This window comes from Bacillus mobilis (assembly GCF_001884045.1).
In the GTDB taxonomy this organism is placed as follows: Bacteria; Bacillota; Bacilli; order Bacillales; family Bacillaceae_G; genus Bacillus_A; species Bacillus_A mobilis.
Genome location: NZ_MACF01000025.1, coordinates 148,098 through 166,083, shown reverse-complemented (window position 1 = coordinate 166,083; position 17,986 = coordinate 148,098). Strand labels below are relative to the sequence as shown.

At 37.6% G+C, this 17,986-nt stretch carries 16 protein-coding genes and 1 other annotated feature; of the genes, 2 read left to right on the top strand and 14 right to left on the bottom strand.

Annotated features, from left to right (window positions below; translation table 11 throughout):
- Positions 1-26 precede the first annotated feature (26 nt).
- From mreB to hemA, 14 genes are all read right to left on the bottom strand, one after another.
- Entirely contained in the window at positions 27-1,046 is a 1,020-nt protein-coding gene (gene mreB / locus BAQ44_RS02755; protein WP_000466737.1) for a cell shape-determining protein MreB, read from the bottom strand.
- A gap of 157 nt (positions 1,047-1,203) precedes the next feature.
- Entirely contained in the window at positions 1,204-1,881 is a 678-nt protein-coding gene (gene radC / locus BAQ44_RS02750; protein ID WP_001013378.1) for a DNA repair protein RadC, read from the bottom strand.
- 47 nt (positions 1,882-1,928) lie between these two features.
- Positions 1,929-2,504, bottom strand: coding sequence for a Maf family protein (locus BAQ44_RS02745; RefSeq protein WP_071720612.1), 576 nt, complete (start codon positions 2,502-2,504; stop codon positions 1,929-1,931).
- 221 nt (positions 2,505-2,725) lie between these two features.
- Positions 2,726-3,688 (bottom strand): stage II sporulation protein B, encoded by a 963-nt coding sequence (locus BAQ44_RS02735; RefSeq protein ID WP_071720609.1) that lies wholly within the window; start codon positions 3,686-3,688, stop codon positions 2,726-2,728.
- A gap of 165 nt (positions 3,689-3,853) precedes the next feature.
- Positions 3,854-5,155, bottom strand: a complete 1,302-nt coding sequence (locus BAQ44_RS02730) for a bifunctional folylpolyglutamate synthase/dihydrofolate synthase (protein WP_071720608.1) — start codon at positions 5,153-5,155, stop codon at positions 3,854-3,856.
- Between the two features lie 92 nt (positions 5,156-5,247).
- Complete coding sequence (locus BAQ44_RS02725) at positions 5,248-7,893, bottom strand: valine--tRNA ligase (RefSeq protein WP_061677143.1); 2,646 nt, start codon at positions 7,891-7,893, stop codon at positions 5,248-5,250.
- A 38-nt stretch (positions 7,894-7,931) separates the two neighbouring features.
- Positions 7,932-8,163: a binding site (T-box leader), on the bottom strand.
- A 120-nt stretch (positions 8,164-8,283) separates the two neighbouring features.
- A complete protein-coding gene (gene ysxE / locus BAQ44_RS02720) occupies positions 8,284-9,309 on the bottom strand; it encodes a spore coat protein YsxE (RefSeq protein WP_061677141.1) in 1,026 nt (341 codons plus the stop codon).
- 63 nt (positions 9,310-9,372) lie between these two features.
- Positions 9,373-10,356: a stage VI sporulation protein D gene (gene spoVID / locus BAQ44_RS02715; protein WP_061677139.1), complete on the bottom strand. Its 984-nt coding sequence runs from the start codon at positions 10,354-10,356 to the stop codon at positions 9,373-9,375.
- Between the two features lie 109 nt (positions 10,357-10,465).
- The gene (gene hemL / locus BAQ44_RS02710) at positions 10,466-11,755 is read right to left on the bottom strand and encodes a glutamate-1-semialdehyde 2,1-aminomutase (protein WP_061677137.1); all 1,290 of its coding nucleotides are present in this window, start codon (positions 11,753-11,755) and stop codon (positions 10,466-10,468) included.
- Complete coding sequence (gene hemB / locus BAQ44_RS02705; RefSeq protein ID WP_001087079.1) at positions 11,755-12,744, bottom strand: porphobilinogen synthase; 990 nt, start codon at positions 12,742-12,744, stop codon at positions 11,755-11,757. Before hemB ends, hemL begins: the two co-directional genes overlap by 1 nt.
- 69 nt (positions 12,745-12,813) lie before the next feature.
- Positions 12,814-13,566 carry a uroporphyrinogen-III synthase gene (gene hemD, locus BAQ44_RS02700; RefSeq protein ID WP_071720607.1) on the bottom strand — a complete coding sequence of 251 codons (753 nt, stop codon included), beginning with the start codon at positions 13,564-13,566 and terminating at the stop codon, positions 12,814-12,816.
- Between the two features lie 2 nt (positions 13,567-13,568).
- A complete protein-coding gene (gene hemC, locus BAQ44_RS02695) occupies positions 13,569-14,498 on the bottom strand; it encodes a hydroxymethylbilane synthase (protein WP_061677133.1) in 930 nt (309 codons plus the stop codon).
- Between the two features lie 15 nt (positions 14,499-14,513).
- Positions 14,514-15,347: a cytochrome c biogenesis protein gene (locus tag BAQ44_RS02690; protein WP_000008998.1), complete on the bottom strand. Its 834-nt coding sequence runs from the start codon at positions 15,345-15,347 to the stop codon at positions 14,514-14,516.
- 17 nt (positions 15,348-15,364) lie between these two features.
- Positions 15,365-16,699 carry a glutamyl-tRNA reductase gene (gene hemA / locus BAQ44_RS02685; RefSeq protein ID WP_071720605.1) on the bottom strand — a complete coding sequence of 445 codons (1,335 nt, stop codon included), beginning with the start codon at positions 16,697-16,699 and terminating at the stop codon, positions 15,365-15,367.
- Positions 16,700-17,114: 415 nt separating this feature from the next.
- Between hemA and BAQ44_RS02680 the strand changes: the two genes are divergently transcribed.
- The gene (locus tag BAQ44_RS02680) at positions 17,115-17,567 is read left to right on the top strand and encodes a MarR family winged helix-turn-helix transcriptional regulator (protein WP_071720603.1); all 453 of its coding nucleotides are present in this window, start codon (positions 17,115-17,117) and stop codon (positions 17,565-17,567) included.
- Between the two features lie 2 nt (positions 17,568-17,569).
- Positions 17,570-17,986, top strand: coding sequence for an organic hydroperoxide resistance protein (locus tag BAQ44_RS02675; protein WP_061677128.1), 417 nt, complete (start codon positions 17,570-17,572; stop codon positions 17,984-17,986).

Sequence of the window (17,986 nt, the reverse complement as noted above, 5' to 3'; positions counted from 1 at the left end):
ATTTCATTGATTTTTATTTTGCAATATTATCGAGCAGCAGTTTTGAAAAGATCGATATTGTCTAATGCTTTACCCGTTCCAATTGCTACGCAATCTAATGGGTCTTCTGCAACAAGAACTGGCATATTTGTCTCTTCACTAATCACTTTATCTAAGTTACGTAGTAATGCTCCGCCACCTGTTAATACGATACCACGGTCCATAATGTCTGCCGCTAATTCAGGTGGAGTTTTCTCTAACGTATTTTTAACAGATTCTACAATTGCATCTACTGTATCTTTTAATGCATCTGCGATTTCTTCTGGCTGAATTAGTACTGTTTTTGGTAAACCACTTACTAAATCACGACCGCGAATTTCCATAGGCTCGATACCTTCTGGCTCGCCTGCAGAACCGATTTCTAATTTTAATGCTTCAGCTGTTCTTTCACCAATCATTAAGTTGTAGCTTTTCTTAATGTACTGAATGATTGAATCATCCATATCATCACCAGCAACACGAACTGATTGACTTGTTACAATACCACCTAAAGAAATGATTGCAACTTCTGTTGTACCACCACCGATATCAACAACCATACTACCAGTTGGTTCCCAAACAGGTAAGTTTGCACCAATTGCTGCTGCAAATGGTTCTTCAATCGGATAAGCATCACGAGCACCCGCTTGACGAGTCGCATCGATTACTGCACGTCTTTCTACAGCTGTAATACCAGACGGTACACATACCATTACGTATGGTTTACGTGAGAAGAATCCATTTGATTTTTGAGCTTGTTGAATGTAATATTTCATCATTGTTGCTGTCGTTTCGTAATCAGCAATTACACCGTCTTTCATCGGGCGAAGTGCCACAACGTTTCCTGGTGTACGACCAATCATTTGTTTTGCATCGCTACCTACAGCAACGATTTGTTTCGTATCAGTTTGTAACGCTACTACTGAAGGTTCACGTAAAACTACACCTTTTCCTTTTACATATACAAGCGTGTTTGCAGTTCCTAAATCTATTCCAAGATCGCGAGTAAAGCCACCAAATCCAAACATATTATTTATCTTCCTTTCTTGTTTTCACGGACTCATTTTTTCTTACTTTATATTATAAAAACAGTACGTTTTTTATATCTTTATCCCTCTTGTAGATAAATTTCTACAAAAAACTCATAAATCACATTATAAAACAAAATAAGTAAAAAGCATAGTCTTAAATATGACCTTTTTCCTTTAAACTCACGAATTTATGGTCACCTATTATAATATGGTCAAGCACTTCAATTCCGATAATCTGGCCGCATTCTACTAAGCGTTTTGTTACTTCAATATCCTCTCGGCTCGGCGTGGGGTCTCCTGAAGGGTGGTTATGAAGACATATGATAGAGGCTGCTGCACGGCGGAACGCTTCTTTAAAAACTTCCCTTGGATGTACAATTGATGTGTTTAAACTTCCAATGAAAATCGTTTGCCTATGTATAACTTGATTCTTTGTGTTCAAATATAAACATACAAAATGCTCCTGCTGCAGGAAGCGCATTTCTTCCATCATATATCTCGCACAATCTTCCGGGCTTCGAATGCTGTATCTATTTTGATATTCTAAACGTACCATTCTTCTCCCAAGTTCAAAAGCAGCTATGAGCTGGGCTGCCTTTGCAATCCCAACACCATGTATACTGACAAGCTCTTCTAACGTTGCATCTTTCAACATACGTAAACCATCAAAGTGATGTAAAATTTTATCTGATAACTTTAAAACTGTTTCTTCTTTAGAACCTGTTCTGAGTAATACCGCAAGAAGCTCACGATTCGATAAACTTCCTGCTCCTTCTAACAATAAACGCTCCCGTGGCTGTTCTTCTTTGACAACATCACGAATACCGTTCATTTCTCCACCCCTTTTATTTGTTCTCTCAAAGAAAATCCCATGCAATTTTACGCATGGGTTACATCAATATTGAATTGTTTTAATTCCCGAACAAGACGTGAAATCGGTAAACCAACTACACTATAATAGTCTCCTTGAATATGTTGAACAAAAATAGATCCTTTACCTTGAATTCCATAACTTCCTGCTTTATCAAGAGGCTCTTTTGATGCAACGTATGCGTCAATTTCCTCTTCTGTTAATTCCCAAAACGTAACTTCTGTACGCTCGTAAAAAGTGACTGTTTTGTCTTTTTCTATAATTGCAACACCAGTATACACTTCATGTGTTTTTCCTGATAATAATTGCAACATTTCTTTCGCCTCAGCCTCATTAGAAGGCTTTCCAAGAATACGCGATTCATATGTAACAATTGTGTCTGCACCTAACACAATATGATCACTGTTATTTTCCGCTACCGCAGATGCTTTTTGCAGGGCTAGGGACATTACAATATCAGAAGGTGATGAATACGCACCAATCGTTTCTTCTACTTCACTTACAATGATTTCAAATGGTACATCCGCTAACTCAAGCAGTTCCTTCCTGCGAGGTGACCCTGATGCTAAAATAATTTTTCTCATATTTTCTCCTTCCTTTCTCACATGAAGCAGAATCATTTATATCAATCGTATCAAAGGAATAGTTTGTCCACAAATAAAAGAAATATTATTTTCTCTAAACAAAATAATACTTTTTCACTAAAATACGATTATATTCTTGCCATAGAGAAAGCACTTTGCTCTAAATTCAAAAGAAAAGAAAGAAGTACCTATACTTCTTCCTTCGTCATTTCATTATCCTATTATTTCACCTTTTGTGAAACAATTTTTTCATATGAAAGTATACCATCAATAATAACTTGATTTAATTTCGCCAAAGATTCCTTATCACCTTTTCCATCCTTCACTGTTTGCACAGCTACTGACGTATACATATACAATTTCTTCGCTTCTTCCTGCTTCATACTTTTTCCTTCTTTTTCAATTGCTTTCCACTCTTTTTCAATCGCACCTATATCTTTTGTATTATTTTTTCCACTAGCTTGTACGCTAGAAGCATATTTTGCTAAATGAGTATATAATGGCTGTACTTTTGTTAAAAATGCCCCAACTTCTTTATCATCTTTAAGTAACGCTTTATCTGTTATATCCCAGTTCTTTTTCAATACAGAGACATTATCATTTTTATACTGCGTCATTAATTGATTTATATCTTGTTCATCGCTAGCAATACCAACAACTAATGCATACTTATCACCGCTCGGTTTTAAAGCCGCTACGCCTCCATTACCTTTCCACTCTTCAAGAGCGGCCTGTCCCTTTTCTTCGGAAGAATAAATCCCTCCTTGAACAAAAAATAATTTCAATGGATCTAATGACGTTCCTGTCTGCGCTTTTTGTTTTTCCTCTTTTTGTGCTGGTGTTTGTTCTGACGTTCCACCCACCTTTGATCCTTCATTTTGCACCTGCTTCGAAGCTGTTACTTCACTTCCTCCTGTCGCTCCTTGCCCTTTAAGTAACTGTAACATCCCCATCCCAAATGCCGTACCAATAACAATCGCAGTTGCAACGATTGCAATTAACGTATTGCTCCACTTCTTTCGTTTTTTTTCCGTAGACACTAATTTCGCTTTTTGAAACGGAACAACGTTTTTCGGTCTTTCACTTTCTACTACCATCCATTCAAATTCATCTTTCTTCTTCTCCTCATACTTCGCTTCTGTTCCATTCACTTTCACTGAGATCGTTCGTGATTGCTTGTCCATACACTCACACCTCACCTCTTATCGTTGTCCGCATCATATCATATTCCTTTCACAAAAAAACGAGATATTTGTCAGAGGAATTCGCCAAATAACCCTATATATTTATCTTATATGTATGCATTTGACTTCATTTGTAGAACAAAAAAACTAGATAGCAAAGACTATCTAGTTTTTTTCGCGAATATATTTTCGAACTTCCGAAATGAAATAAAGAGAACCTGTTATGATAAAAACATCATTTTCTCCAATCATTTTAACCTTCGTATCAATTGCCTCTTTCCAATTTTCAAAAACTAGTTTTGACTCTTTCTTTGCATACGATGCAAGAGTGTCAGCAGAAATAGCTCGATCAAAGGCGAATGTTGTAAAAATAATTTCATCGGCAATTGTTTCTAATTGACCTACCATATTATGCAACTGTTTATCACCAAGGGCAGTAAATAAAACTATTACATTTTTATCTTTGTAATGTGATTCTACTGTTTTCACAAGACTTTCGATACCTTCTGGATTATGGGCGCCATCTATAATAACATCTGGATTACTTTGCAGTTTTTCAAATCGCCCAATCCAATACGCTTCCTGTAATCCAGTTCTTATTTCTTCTTCCTCAATTAAAAATGATAAGTATGTTTTGACATACATCACTGCCATAAGTGCAAGTGCTGCGTTTCCTACTTGGTGACTACCTTTCATTGAGATTCGCACATCTGCAAAAGTGGCGAAAGGACAAGTGAAATCGAACTGTTCTCCATCTTTGCTAGACTGTTTATGTAACGCTGTAAAATGGTTGCCTATCTCGTATAAGTTTGCATGATTTTCCTTTGCAACCTTTTGAATGACTTGCAATGCTTCCTCATCTTGTACACCAGTAATAACCGGAACACCAGACTTAATGATCCCCGCCTTCTCATATGCAATTTCTCCTAGTGTATTCCCTAAAATATGCATATGATCGTGGCCAATATTTGTAATAATTGTGAGAACAGGATGAATAACATTCGTAGAATCAAAGCGCCCTCCAAGCCCTGTTTCAAATAAAACAACATCACAGAAATTAACTTTACCGAAATAACAAATTGCCATAACAGTAATAATTTCAAACTCAGTCGCTTCTCCTAGATCCGTCTCATCTAGTTTTTCAACGACTGGCTTTACCATCTTTACAAGTTCAGTAATCTCTTCATCTGCAATTGGCGTTCCGTTCACACTAATACGTTCGTTAAATGTTTCAATATAAGGAGAGGTAAATGTTCCTACCTTATATTTTGCATCTTCTAACATGTAGCGCATATATGTTAACGTTGAACCTTTTCCATTTGTACCAGCAAGATGAACACATTTTATGTGACGCTCTGGATTTCCGAGCTCTTCTAGCATCCATCTCATTCTTTCTAATCCTGGTTTAATACCAAACTTCAATCGGCTATGAATCCACCCTATCGCTTCTTCGTATGTATGTATCACGTATGCTTTCCCCTTTCAAAAGACAACTTTCATACTCCTATTATACGCAAAGAAAAGAGACTCACCAATATAGTGAGTCTCTAAAAAACATTTTACTTTTCAAGATCTGCTAGACGTTGGCGAACTGCTTCACGTTTTTCTAGGTAGTCTTGCTCTTTCGCACGCTCTCCGTCAATAACTGCTGCAGGAGCTTTCGCTACGAAACCTTGGTTTGAAAGTTTCTTCTGTACACGTTCTACTTCTTTGTCGAACTTCTCAAGTTCTTTCTCAAGACGCGCTTTCTCTTCATCAAGATTGATAAGATCAGCTAACGGTAAGAATAACTCTGCACCTGATACGATTGCAGTCATTGCTTTTTCTGGCGCTTGTAAATCCGTTTGAATTGTTAATTCGCTTGGGTTACAGAAACGCTCAATGTAAGAGCTGTTCTTCGTAAGTTGAGCAAGTACAGCCTCATCTTTTGCTTTAATTTGCATTTGAACTTTTTTGCTCATTGGCGTATTAACTTCTGCACGGATGTTACGAACAGAGCGAATAATATCAACTAGAAGGTGCATTTCTGCTGCCGCTTCTTTATCTTGTAAATCTTCGCGAACTGTTGGCCACGCTGCTACTGTAATAGACTCGCCTTCATGCGGTAAATGTTGCCAAATTTTCTCTGTTACGAATGGCATGAATGGGTGTAATAGACGCATTGTTTGGTCTAATACGTAAGCTAAAATAGAACGAGTTGTTTTCTTAGCTGCTTCATCTTCACCGTATAAAGGAAGCTTTGCCATCTCAATGTACCAGTCACAGAAATCGTCCCAAATGAAGTTGTATAATGAACGACCAGCTTCACCGAACTCATATTTATCCATGTTACGTGTTACGCTTTCGATTGTTTCGTTTAAGCGAGTTAAAATCCACTTATCCGCAACTGATTTTTCACCAGTTAAATCGATTTCTTCATACTTCATATCATCCATGTTCATTAATACGAAACGTGATGCATTCCAAATTTTATTAATGAAGTTCCAAGTAGATTCTACTTTCTCCATGCTGAAACGTAAATCTTGACCTGGTGCACTTCCTGTTGATAAGAAATAGCGCATTGCATCTGCACCGTACTTCTCGATAACATCCATTGGATCAATACCGTTACCAAGAGATTTACTCATTTTACGTCCTTGCTCATCACGAACTAAACCGTGAATTAATACATCTTTAAATGGACGCTCGCCTGTAAACTCTAAACCTTGGAAAATCATACGAGATACCCAGAAGAAGATGATGTCATAACCCGTTACTAGTGCATCTGTTGAATAGTAACGTTTGAAGTCTGCTGCATCTTCATTTGGCCAACCAAGTGTTGAGAATGGCCATAGCGCTGAACTGAACCACGTATCAAGTACGTCGTTATCTTGATTCCAGTTTTCAAGGTCTGCTGGTGCTTCTGTACCTACGTATACTTCACCAGTTTCTTTATGATACCAAGCTGGAATGCGGTGTCCCCACCATAATTGACGAGAAATACACCAGTCGTGAATGTTCTCCATCCAGCGTAAATATGTGTTTTCGAAACGCTCTGGTACGAACGTTACTTTCTCTTCTTCTTTTTGTTGAAGCGCTACTGCCTTCTCAGCAAGTGGAGCCATTTTTACGAACCATTGTGTTGATAAGTAAGGCTCAACAACTGCACCACTACGCTCACTGTGACCTACTGAATGCATATGAGGCTCGATTTCTACTAATACGCCCGCTTCCTGTAAGTCTTTTACTAACGCTTTACGACATTCGAAACGATCCATGCCGTTATACTTACCAGCTTTTTCGTTCATCGATCCATCTTCGTTCATTACTAAGATACGTGGTAAGTCATGACGGTTACCTACTTCAAAGTCATTCGGGTCATGAGCTGGTGTAATTTTTACAACGCCTGTTCCGAAATCTTTTTCTACGTACTCATCAGCAATAATCGGAATCTCACGGCCTACGATTGGAAGTGTAACTGTTTTTCCGATTAAATGCTTGTAACGATCGTCTTCTGGATGAACCGCTACCGCTGTATCACCAAGCATCGTTTCTGGACGAGTTGTTGCAAGACGAATATGACCAGAACCATCTGTTAATGGGTAGTTCATATGGTAGAATGCACCTTGAACTTCTTTATGAATTACTTCAATATCAGAAAGGGCTGTGCGTGTTGCTGGGTCCCAGTTGATAATATATTCACCACGGTAAATTAAGCCTTTTTCATATAATTGAACGAATACTTTATTAACTGCATCAGATAAACCTTCGTCTAATGTGAAACGTTCACGAGAATAGTCTAGTCCTAAACCAACTTTCCCCCATTGTTGACGAATGTGAGACGCGTATTCTTCTTTCCATTCCCAAGCTTTTTCAAGGAACTTCTCACGGCCAAGATCGTAACGTGAAATACCTTCTTCACGAAGTTTTCCTTCTACTTTCGCTTGTGTTGCGATACCCGCATGGTCCATTCCTGGAAGCCATAATACATCGTATCCTTGCATACGCTTCGTACGAGTTAAAATATCTTGAAGAGTTGTATCCCAAGCATGACCTAAGTGTAACTTACCAGTTACGTTCGGAGGTGGAATTACAATTGTATACGGTTGTTTCTTCTCGTCTCCTGTTGCTTCAAAATATTTGCCTTCTAACCACCACTGATAAAGGCCTTCTTCAACGGACATATGATCATATTTAGTTGGTAAATTCTTTTCCGTGTTTGACATTATTTTCCCTCCTTAAAATAAAAAATGCCCCTCATCCAAAAAAGGACGAGGGACATCGCGGTACCACCTTTATTTACAAACAAATTCAGAATTTGCTTATACTCTTAATTTGATAACGGACAAATCCGTCTTTTCCTAATGAGAACTATTCCGTTCAGAAAAGATGCTCCAGGGCTACCTTCTAACATAACTATCTAGAGAATCTCCCAGCTAATGATTCTCCTCTCTGAAGACGTTTCTTGTTATACTCTTCCCCTTCAAGGCATTTATATGATTGTTAATTATTATATACAATAGTGTAAAAAACGAAACCCTATTCGTCAAGATAAATTTAAGACTACGAATTTTTTGACGCACAAAAAAGATAAGTAGAGGATGCTACTTATCTTTTTATCCGTTCCCTTGCTGGGCAGCTTGTAATTGCGAAAGGAAATATTCTATATTGCTAACGAGCCAATGCGATTGTTGCAAGCTCTTTACTCCGAGAAGTTCATTTTCCTCATTACGACTCTCTCTTCTTTTTTTATAAGACTGGATTTGCCGAATAAATTGCGATGGATACGTCATATACGCAAACATAAGTAGTTGCTCTTCTTTCGTAAAAGGAAAATTTTTTTGGTACATTTGATACCATTCAAACCGATCACTTCGCGCAATTGGATATGTGTTTAACGACCGAGAATAAAACCCTACAATATCTTGCACAGGTGTTGCAAACTTCGATTTTTCTAAACTAATAAAATAGCCGTTTCGTTCATAATCAAATAAAAAATGATTAAGTGATACGTTACCATGCACAAAAGTAATACGTGTTTTTTCTTTTTCTTTCATCGCATCGTTCCACTCATTTAATTGCTTCGTTGCGAACTCACGCGCCCTCATTACATGATGATAATACGTACAATATTGCAATTCAAACGGAGACATATACCACTTCGATTCCGATTCTACAAGAAACTCTTCTAACATCTCACCATCATTTTCCCAACGATCAGATATATTTGTATAATGTTTCTCTAAATCTTCTTCTGTATACGTTTCTTCTTTTACCGTTTTTTGATGCAACGCCCCGAGAGTCTGGAACATTTTATGGTATTGATCATTATCCTCGCCGTTCCCTTCCGCACGTTCTAACCAAGGCATTAAATAATAATTATACGTACCATCATTTAAAATATAATTTCCATCCGTCGCATGGTATATAGGTACATAATTCGAAAAACCTTTCTCCTTCAAATATTGAATATGATGCAGAAAGTTATTCCGCTCTAACTTTCTGCCTTCTATTTTCTTGAGCGCATATGGGCCTTGATTCGTGTAAATTTTCGTTACACTTCCGTGCTCTTCCATATGCTGCGTATCCAATCTATATTGCCTTACAATGGGTTCATAGCGATTTCGTAATTCCATATCCATACGAATAACCCTTTCTATTCAAAACATAGCCTTTAGAAAAATAAGTGAGTGAAAAACACTCACTTATTTCGCTTTTGCTCTTGAAACAGGAATATAAATAATTTGTCCTGCCGTTAAATATATATCTTCTGTTTGATTGACACGATATAAGTTTTGTACAGACGTTTCATAACGATCTGCAACAGATTCAATCGTATCTCCTTCTTGCACGAAATACATTCTTAACTTTGTAAATTCTTCTTCCGGTTCTTTCGTAAATAGTTTCGTTAAATACAGCGCATTTTCATCTCGCTGTGAATAGGCTTCTTCTTCTTGCTCTTCTTGCTTTTTCTTTTTCTCTTTTTCTTTCTTGAAATCTTTTCGTCCGAACAATTCAAATTGCGGCGTTGTTTCTTTCTCTTCTTCACGCTCTACAAATTCATGTTCTTCTATTTCCGCTTCCTCTACTTCCTGCTCTTTTCTTTCTTCTAGTTGGAACGGTTCAAATGCGTAATCTTCCCACTCATCTGATTCCTTATAAGCTGGTTCTTCTACGTGCGGCGTTGGTCTAGTTTCATACTCTTGTGCTGCATCATCCTCTAACTCAGCATACGCCGTTTCTTCCTCTTCATCCTCAATTCTTTCTTCATCACATAAACCTGTAATAGATATATCCGCTAATAATTGTAAGCAACCATTTTCCTTTAATTCATAATCAAATTCCTCGATAGATACATATAGTTCTTCAATTACTTTCACACGGTTTCTCGGAATTGATATTTCAAGCGGAAAGGAATGAACAAGTTCATTAACCCCATCTTCTCTTGTTTCTACATAATCAATTGACTTCGCTGGTGATAGATCTCTCAATGAATAAGCCGAATCATCTTGCCTTGCAACATACTCTCCCGTTAAATCTAATTGCCCTCTCACGATAACTTCATGATCAAGCTCTTCTATCTCAACGTCTGGATCTAACGAAATTGACAAAAGTTCTTCGACTTCCTGTCCTTTTTGGAACCAAACAGATTCTTTTAATGAAAAACGTAATGAATGATCTGTTGCCACTTCTTTTCCCCCTCCCAAACTATATGTCATTACAGATTTATGTACGGAAAGCTGACTTTATGAATAAAAAAAATCGCCCCCCTTATGGAGAGCGATTTTCTTTATTCAATTAAGCTTTTAATTTTGACATGGCAATCTCAGCAGCTGCAATTGTCGCTTCAATATCTGCATCACTATGCGCTGTCGATAAGAATAAGCCTTCAAATTGAGATGGCGGCAAGAATACACCTTGCTCTACCATTTCACGATAGTAAGCTGCAAAGAATTCTAAGTTTGAAGATTTTGCTGCATCGTAATTAATAACTTGTTCATCTGTAAAGAAGATACCAATCATAGAACCCGCACGGTTAATATGATGCGGAATGCCATGTTTTTCAGCCGCTTTACGTAAACCAGCTTCTAACATTTCAGCTTTACGCTCGAATTCTACATATGATTCTGGCGTTAACTGTACTAACGTTTCATAACCTGCTGCCATTGCAAGTGGGTTACCTGATAAAGTACCTGCTTGGTAAATCGGTCCACTCGGTGCAACTTGTCGCATAATTTCTGCTTTACCACCGTATGCTCCTACTGGTAAACCGCCACCGATTACTTTACCTAAACAAGTTAAATCAGGTGTTACACCGTAATAACCTTGCCCACAATTATAAGCAACTCGGAATCCTGTCATGACTTCATCAAAAATAAGTAATGCACCATTTTGCTCTGTTACTTCACGAAGACCTTCTAAAAATCCTGGTTGCGGAGGAACAACACCCATATTCCCTGCTACTGGTTCTACGATGACACAAGCAATATCATCACCGAATTGTTCGAAAGCGTATTTCACACTTTCTAAATCGTTATACGCTACTGTAATTGTATTTTTCGCTACACCTTCTGGTACACCAGGACTATCTGGTAAACCTAACGTCGCCACACCAGAACCCGCTTTAATTAATAACGAATCACCATGACCGTGGTAACAACCGATGAATTTCAAAATTTTGTTACGGCCTGTATAACCACGAGCTAAACGTAGCGCACTCATTGTCGCTTCTGTTCCTGAGTTAACCATACGTACAATCTCAATTGATGGTACGCGCTCAATAACAAGTTTCGCTAATTCATTCTCAATTTCCGTTGGAGCACCGAAGCTTGTCCCTCTTTCAGCAACAGATTTTAAAGCTTCCACAACACGGTCGTTTGCATGACCATGAATTAAAGGACCCCATGATAATACGTAATCGATGTATTCATTCCCATCGATATCGTATACTTTAGAGCCTTTTCCACGCTCCATAAACAACGGATTCATACCGACAGACTTAAAGGCACGAACAGGGCTATTTACGCCTCCAGGCATTAAATCTTGCGCCTCTTCAAATGCCGCAATCGACTTATCAAACTTTTTCATTATTTAGCGCCTCCTTCTTGTAACCATCTTGCTGCATCTTTCGCATGATACGTAATAATTAAATCTGCTCCTGCACGTTTCATACTAATTAATTTTTCAAGTACAACTTCTTTTTCATTAATCCAACCATTTTGCGCTGCCGCTTTAATCATCGAATATTCACCACTTACGTTATAAGCAACGACTGGTAAATTAAAGTTATTTTTCACATCACGAACAATATCTAAGTAAGAAAGAGCTGGCTTTACAATTAAGAAATCTGCCCCTTCCATTACATCTGATTCAGCTTCACGGAATGCTTCCATACGGTTCGCTGGGTCCATTTGATATGTTTTACGGTCACCAAATTGTGGTGCACCGTGCGCCGCATCACGGAACGGCCCGTAAAACGCTGATGAATATTTCACAGCGTATGACATTACTGGCACATGCCCAAAGCCATTTTCATCTAATGCGTGGCGAATCGCTGTTACAAATCCGTCCATCATGTTTGATGGCGCAATAATGTCTGCTCCCGCTTTCGCTTGGCTGACAGCTGTTTTCGCAAGAACTGCAAGAGACTCGTCATTTAAAATAATACCATCTTCAATTACACCGCAATGACCATGGCTTGTGAATTGACATAAACATGTATCCGCAACTACTACTAACTCAGGGAATTCACCTTTAATTTGCTGAATTGCACGTTGCACAATTCCATGATCACAATATGCTGATGATCCAACTTCATCTTTTTCAGCAGGTAAACCAAATACAATAACAGAACGGATACCTAAATCAACAACCTCTTGCATTTCAGCTTGCAATAAATCTAAAGACATTTGATATACACCTGGCATAGAAGGCACTTCATTACGAACATTTTCTCCTTCTAATACAAAAATAGGGTAAATAAAATCTTCCGTATGTAAAAACGTTTCACGCACAAGCGCACGCATATTACCACTTTGTCTTAAGCGACGATGACGATTAAATTGTAAAGAGTTCATAGATTTCTATCCCCATTCTTTTATTTTATCCCGCTATTTGCGGGCAGTAAGACCCTACTAATTAAAGTTTCACTTTATAGATTCACAAATACATTGTAGTAATGCTTCTACAGTGTACTCTTTCGGCATAATAATATGCGGAAAATAAAGGCTCGCCTCTTTTTCCGTAATAGGCCCTATACAAGCAATTGTACATTTTTTTGTCCATTCTCTCCAGTTTGTACCCTCAAGTAAACGAACAAAACTAGTAACAGTGGAAGGGCTCGTAAATGTAATAACGTCTACTTTCCCTACTTCTAACGCTTCTATCAGCTCTCGCTTTTTCTCTACATTTTCTTTCGTACCATATACGATTAGCTCATCTAGAGAAACACCAATTTGGCGAAGTGCAACTGGAATTACATCTCTTGCTAAATTCCCTTTCGGAAATAAAATGTATTCCTTTCCACTTAGTCTTTTTACAAACTCTTCTGCAAATACTTCTGCAACAAATGAAGTTGGAACAAAGTCCACTTTATAGCCCCGTTTTTCTAATTCTAATCTTGTCTTCACGCCTACTGCAGCAATTTTAGTCGTTACAGGGAGCTTCTTTCTCAAACGATCTAGAAAAAAAGCTACCCCATTTTTACTCGTAAAAATAACCCAGTCATACGAATGTAGTTGCCCTGCTATATGCTGAATCTGTCTATGAGACATACCTTCCATACGCAAAAGCGGAATTTCCAATGGAATTCCGCTCTTTTCTTTCACCACTACACTCATTTGTTTTGCTTGATGCTGGGCACGTGTAATCAATACCGTTTTGCCAGCGAGAGCGTTCATATTTATTGTTGCCCCTTATTTGCAGCAAGAATGAGTTCTTTTGCGCCTTGTTTAATTAAACGGTCCGCAGCCTCTAATCCTACTTCTGCTGGATTAGTTCCTACTACTGTCTCTTTCAATAAAACAGAACCGTCCATAGAACCGACAAGAGCTGTTAATTCGATTGCATCGTTTTCTGTAAGGGTTGCATATCCAGCGATTGGAACTTGGCATCCACCTTCAAGTTTATGAAGAAATACTCGCTCTGCTGCCACTGTTTTTTCTGTTACTGCATCATTCATATGCGCTAACAGCTGTAGTAAATCCTTATCATCCTCACGGCACTCAATCGCTAATGCACCTTGTCCTACAGCAGGTACACATAACGTCTCATCTAAATGCTCTGTAATAACTTCATTATCCCAGCCCATTCTTTGTAATCCAGCTGTCGCTAAAATGATTGCATCGTAATCTTCTTCTTGTAATTTACGTAAACGTGTATCGATATTCCCTCGAATCCACTTCACTTGTAAATCTGGTCTTGCAGCTAATAATTGTGCACTGCGTCTTAAACTACTTGTACCTAAAATAGCGCCTTCTGCTAAATCTTTAAACGATGCTCCGCTTTTTGAGATAAAAGCATCGCGAGGATCAACACGCTTCGGTGTACAACCAATCATTAATCCTTCTGGAAGTACGGCCGGCATATCTTTCATACTATGTACAGCCATATCAATTTCTTTCGTAAGTAACGCATGTTCAATCTCTTTCACAAATAAGCCTTTGCCGCCTACTTTTGAAAGAGTAACATCTAAAATAACATCACCTTTTGTGACGATTTCTTTCACTTCAAATTCATATGGTAAACCTAGCGCTTTTAACTGATCAATAAACCAGTTTGTTTGCGTTAATGCTAATTTACTCTTTCGTGACCCTACAATAATTTTGCGCATAATTCTCTCTCCTCATTATAAATACCAAAAGTGGAAGTTGGATAAACTGCTTAATAGAAAAATATTGATTAGCATTACGAGAAATGCTCCGATGTTCCACTGCACGATTTTCTTTCCTTGCAACACATCTGCCACTCGTAAATATAGGCCAGCACAATATACAAATAGAACGACAAAAGATCCGATCACTTTCGTATCATACCAATGGAAATTGTCCAATTTCGTATATCCCCATATGCATCCTAATAAAATAGCTAGTAAGAAAAATGGAACAGAAAATAAATTTAATCCGTAAGACATCGATTCTAGCTTCGGTAAATTCCCTAACCTTCTTAATCTCGCATTCCATTTTTTCTTTTTTAATAGGCGATATTGTAATAAATACATGATAGAAAAAATGAACGATACAGTGAAAGTTGCATAAGAAATAATAGCCATACCGACGTGTACATATACAAGTTCCGAAACTAATTGCTCCGCAAGTACCGGCGACATCTTTCCGAGCGGTGTAAAAATAGAAAAAGCGCTTACGCCAAATGCGACAACATTTGTAAAAAAGACTAGAAAGTCAATTCTCATAAATCGATTAATGACTAACGACATCGTAATCAATAGCCAAACATAAAAATAAATCCCTGATAGTAAAGTTAATATAGGGTTCGTTTCTGAATCTGTAGCCCGAAGTAACATGAAGATAGACTGCAGAACCCATACAATCGAAAGTAACCAAAAAGCAAATCGGTTCGCCTTTCGGTTACTTTGGAAATAATCTATAAAATATAAACTAATGCTACAAGCATATAAAATAATTGCAATATGATAAATAATACTGTTATTTAAAAAACTCATCCGATCATCCTTCCAAATTATAAAGATGGAACGGATGGTGTCCACGCTCTTTTATGTTCTACTTCTTCCGCACTACTCTCTACGTCTTCCATGTCTAAATCGAAAATCTTTGCAAATAACGCTAATTTTTCGTCTGCTCCCTCTTCAGCAGCTATTTCTTTCGCTACTAAAATTGGGTCTTTTAATAATTGATTAATAATACTTTTCGTATGCTTACTAATTACTTTTCTCTCACGATCACTAAGATTCGGTATTTTGCGTTCCAAACTTTCCATCGTTTCACTTTGGATAGCAAGTGCCTTATCACGAAGAGCTGCTATTAACGGAACAACACCCAGTGTACTTAACCACGTTTTAAATAAAACAATTTCCTCTTCAATCATAAATTGAATTTTCTCTGCTTCTTTCAAACGCTCAGCACGATTTGCTTCCACTACTCCTTGCAAATCATCAATGTCATATAAGAAAGAACCTTCTAGTTCATCAATTGCTGGATCAATATCACGCGGCACTGCAATATCCACCATAAATAACGGACGACCAGAGCGCATTTTCTCTACCTTTGTCATCATCTCTTTCGTAATGACATACTCAGATGCACCAGTTGAACTAATTAAAATATCTGCTTCTAATAATGCACATTGCAATTCACTTAAAGGCTTTGCATGTCCCATATATTTCTCAGCCATTACTTCCGCTTTCGTAAACGTCCTATTCATAACTGTTACTTTTTGAGCACCGCTTCCATATAAGTTTTGTAGTGCCAGTTCACCCATCTTACCAGCACCAAGAATAAGTACGTGACAATCTGTTAGCTCGCCGAATATTTTCTTCCCAAGCTCAACAGCAGCATAACTAACAGACATCGCACTTTCACCAATTGTCGTTTCTGAGTGCGCACGTTTCGCTAACGTCACCACTTGCTTAAACAACTCATTAAAAATTGTGCCTGTCGCTTTTACTTGTTGCGCTTCTAAAAAGCTATCTTTTATTTGACCTAAAATCTGCGTTTCTCCAACTACCATAGAATCTAAACCGCACGTTACGCGGAATAAATGATCTATTGCACCATCTTGTTCAAAAATAGTTAAATATGGTGCAACTTCCTCTATTTCAAGCTGAAACCAATCAGCTAAAAACTTCTTAATATAATACCGTCCCGTGTGTAATTGATCGACAACAGCGTAAATCTCAGTGCGATTACAAGTGGATACAATGACATTCTCTAACACGCTCTTTTGATTTTGTAATGTAGTCATTGCTTGCTCTAGCTCTGCTGCCTGAAATGTGAGTTTCTCACGAAATTCTACAGGGGCTGTTCGATAATTTACACTAACAACAAGAATATGCACGCAGCATGTCCCCCTTCACCCGTTTTATCACTTTATCTACTATCATAATACAACTTTCCTCTTATGAATCTGACAATCGTGTGAACAACCGATTATTTTTTATTTATTCTCCGTATGTAATAAAGGAGATTCAGTAAAATTAATAAAGACTTCCTACTTTATAATGATTATAAATTAATAACTCTATTTGTACGTTACCAAAAAAAGCACTCATAATCAAGTGATGGAAACTATTCCATATGAATTATAACATCATCTTTCCTATCTTCTTTCATCATGAAGGAAAATATGTATGATTGTTCCAAATTGTAGCACAAACTTTCTCAATACAATGTATTTGACATTGTATTTCTTTTCCGTTATATTGATTTTACAAAATTAAATTGTGCACAATTCAATCAGAGAGGAGCTATGTATGACAGAGAATTCTTTACATCTAGATAATCAACTTTGTTTCTCCATTTACGCCTGTTCTAAAGAAGTGACCCGCTTTTATCGACCATATTTAGAAGAGATGGGTATTACGTATCCACAGTACATTACTTTACTCGTACTATGGGAGCAAGATGGACTAACAGTAAAAGAAATTGGAGAACGTCTATTTTTAGATTCCGGTACGTTAACACCTATGTTAAAACGAATGGAATCATTAAATCTTGTAATACGCGTTCGTTCTAAAGAAGATGAGCGCAAAGTTTGTATTGAATTAACAGAACAAGGTAAAGATTTAAAAGAAAAGGCTTGTTCGTTGCCGACAACAATGGCAACAAATTTAGGAATTACAGAACAAGAGTATCGTTCTTTATTAATTCAATTAAATAAACTAATGGAAACAATGAAAACAATAAATGATAGAAAAGGGGAATAAACATGGATAAATTATATACTGCTTCAGTAACTGCTACAGGTGGAAGAAACGGAAAAGTAGTTTCAGATGATGGCATATTAAATCTTGATGTAAAAATGCCGAAAGCACTAGGTGGTGCAGGCGGAGAGGCAACGAATCCAGAACAACTATTTGCTGCTGGTTATGCCGCTTGTTTTGATAGTGCATTACAACTTGTCATTCGCACAAAACGCGTGAAAGTAGAAAGCACAGAAGTAACTGCTCACGTTTCTATCGGAAAAGATACAGACGGTGGTTTTGGCCTATCTGCTGTACTTGATGTACACGTTGCTGGCGTTTCTCACGCTGAAGCACAAGAACTTGTAGAAGCTGCTCACGGTGTATGTCCTTATTCGAAAGCAACAAGAGGAAATATTGAGGTTACATTAAACGTAAAATAA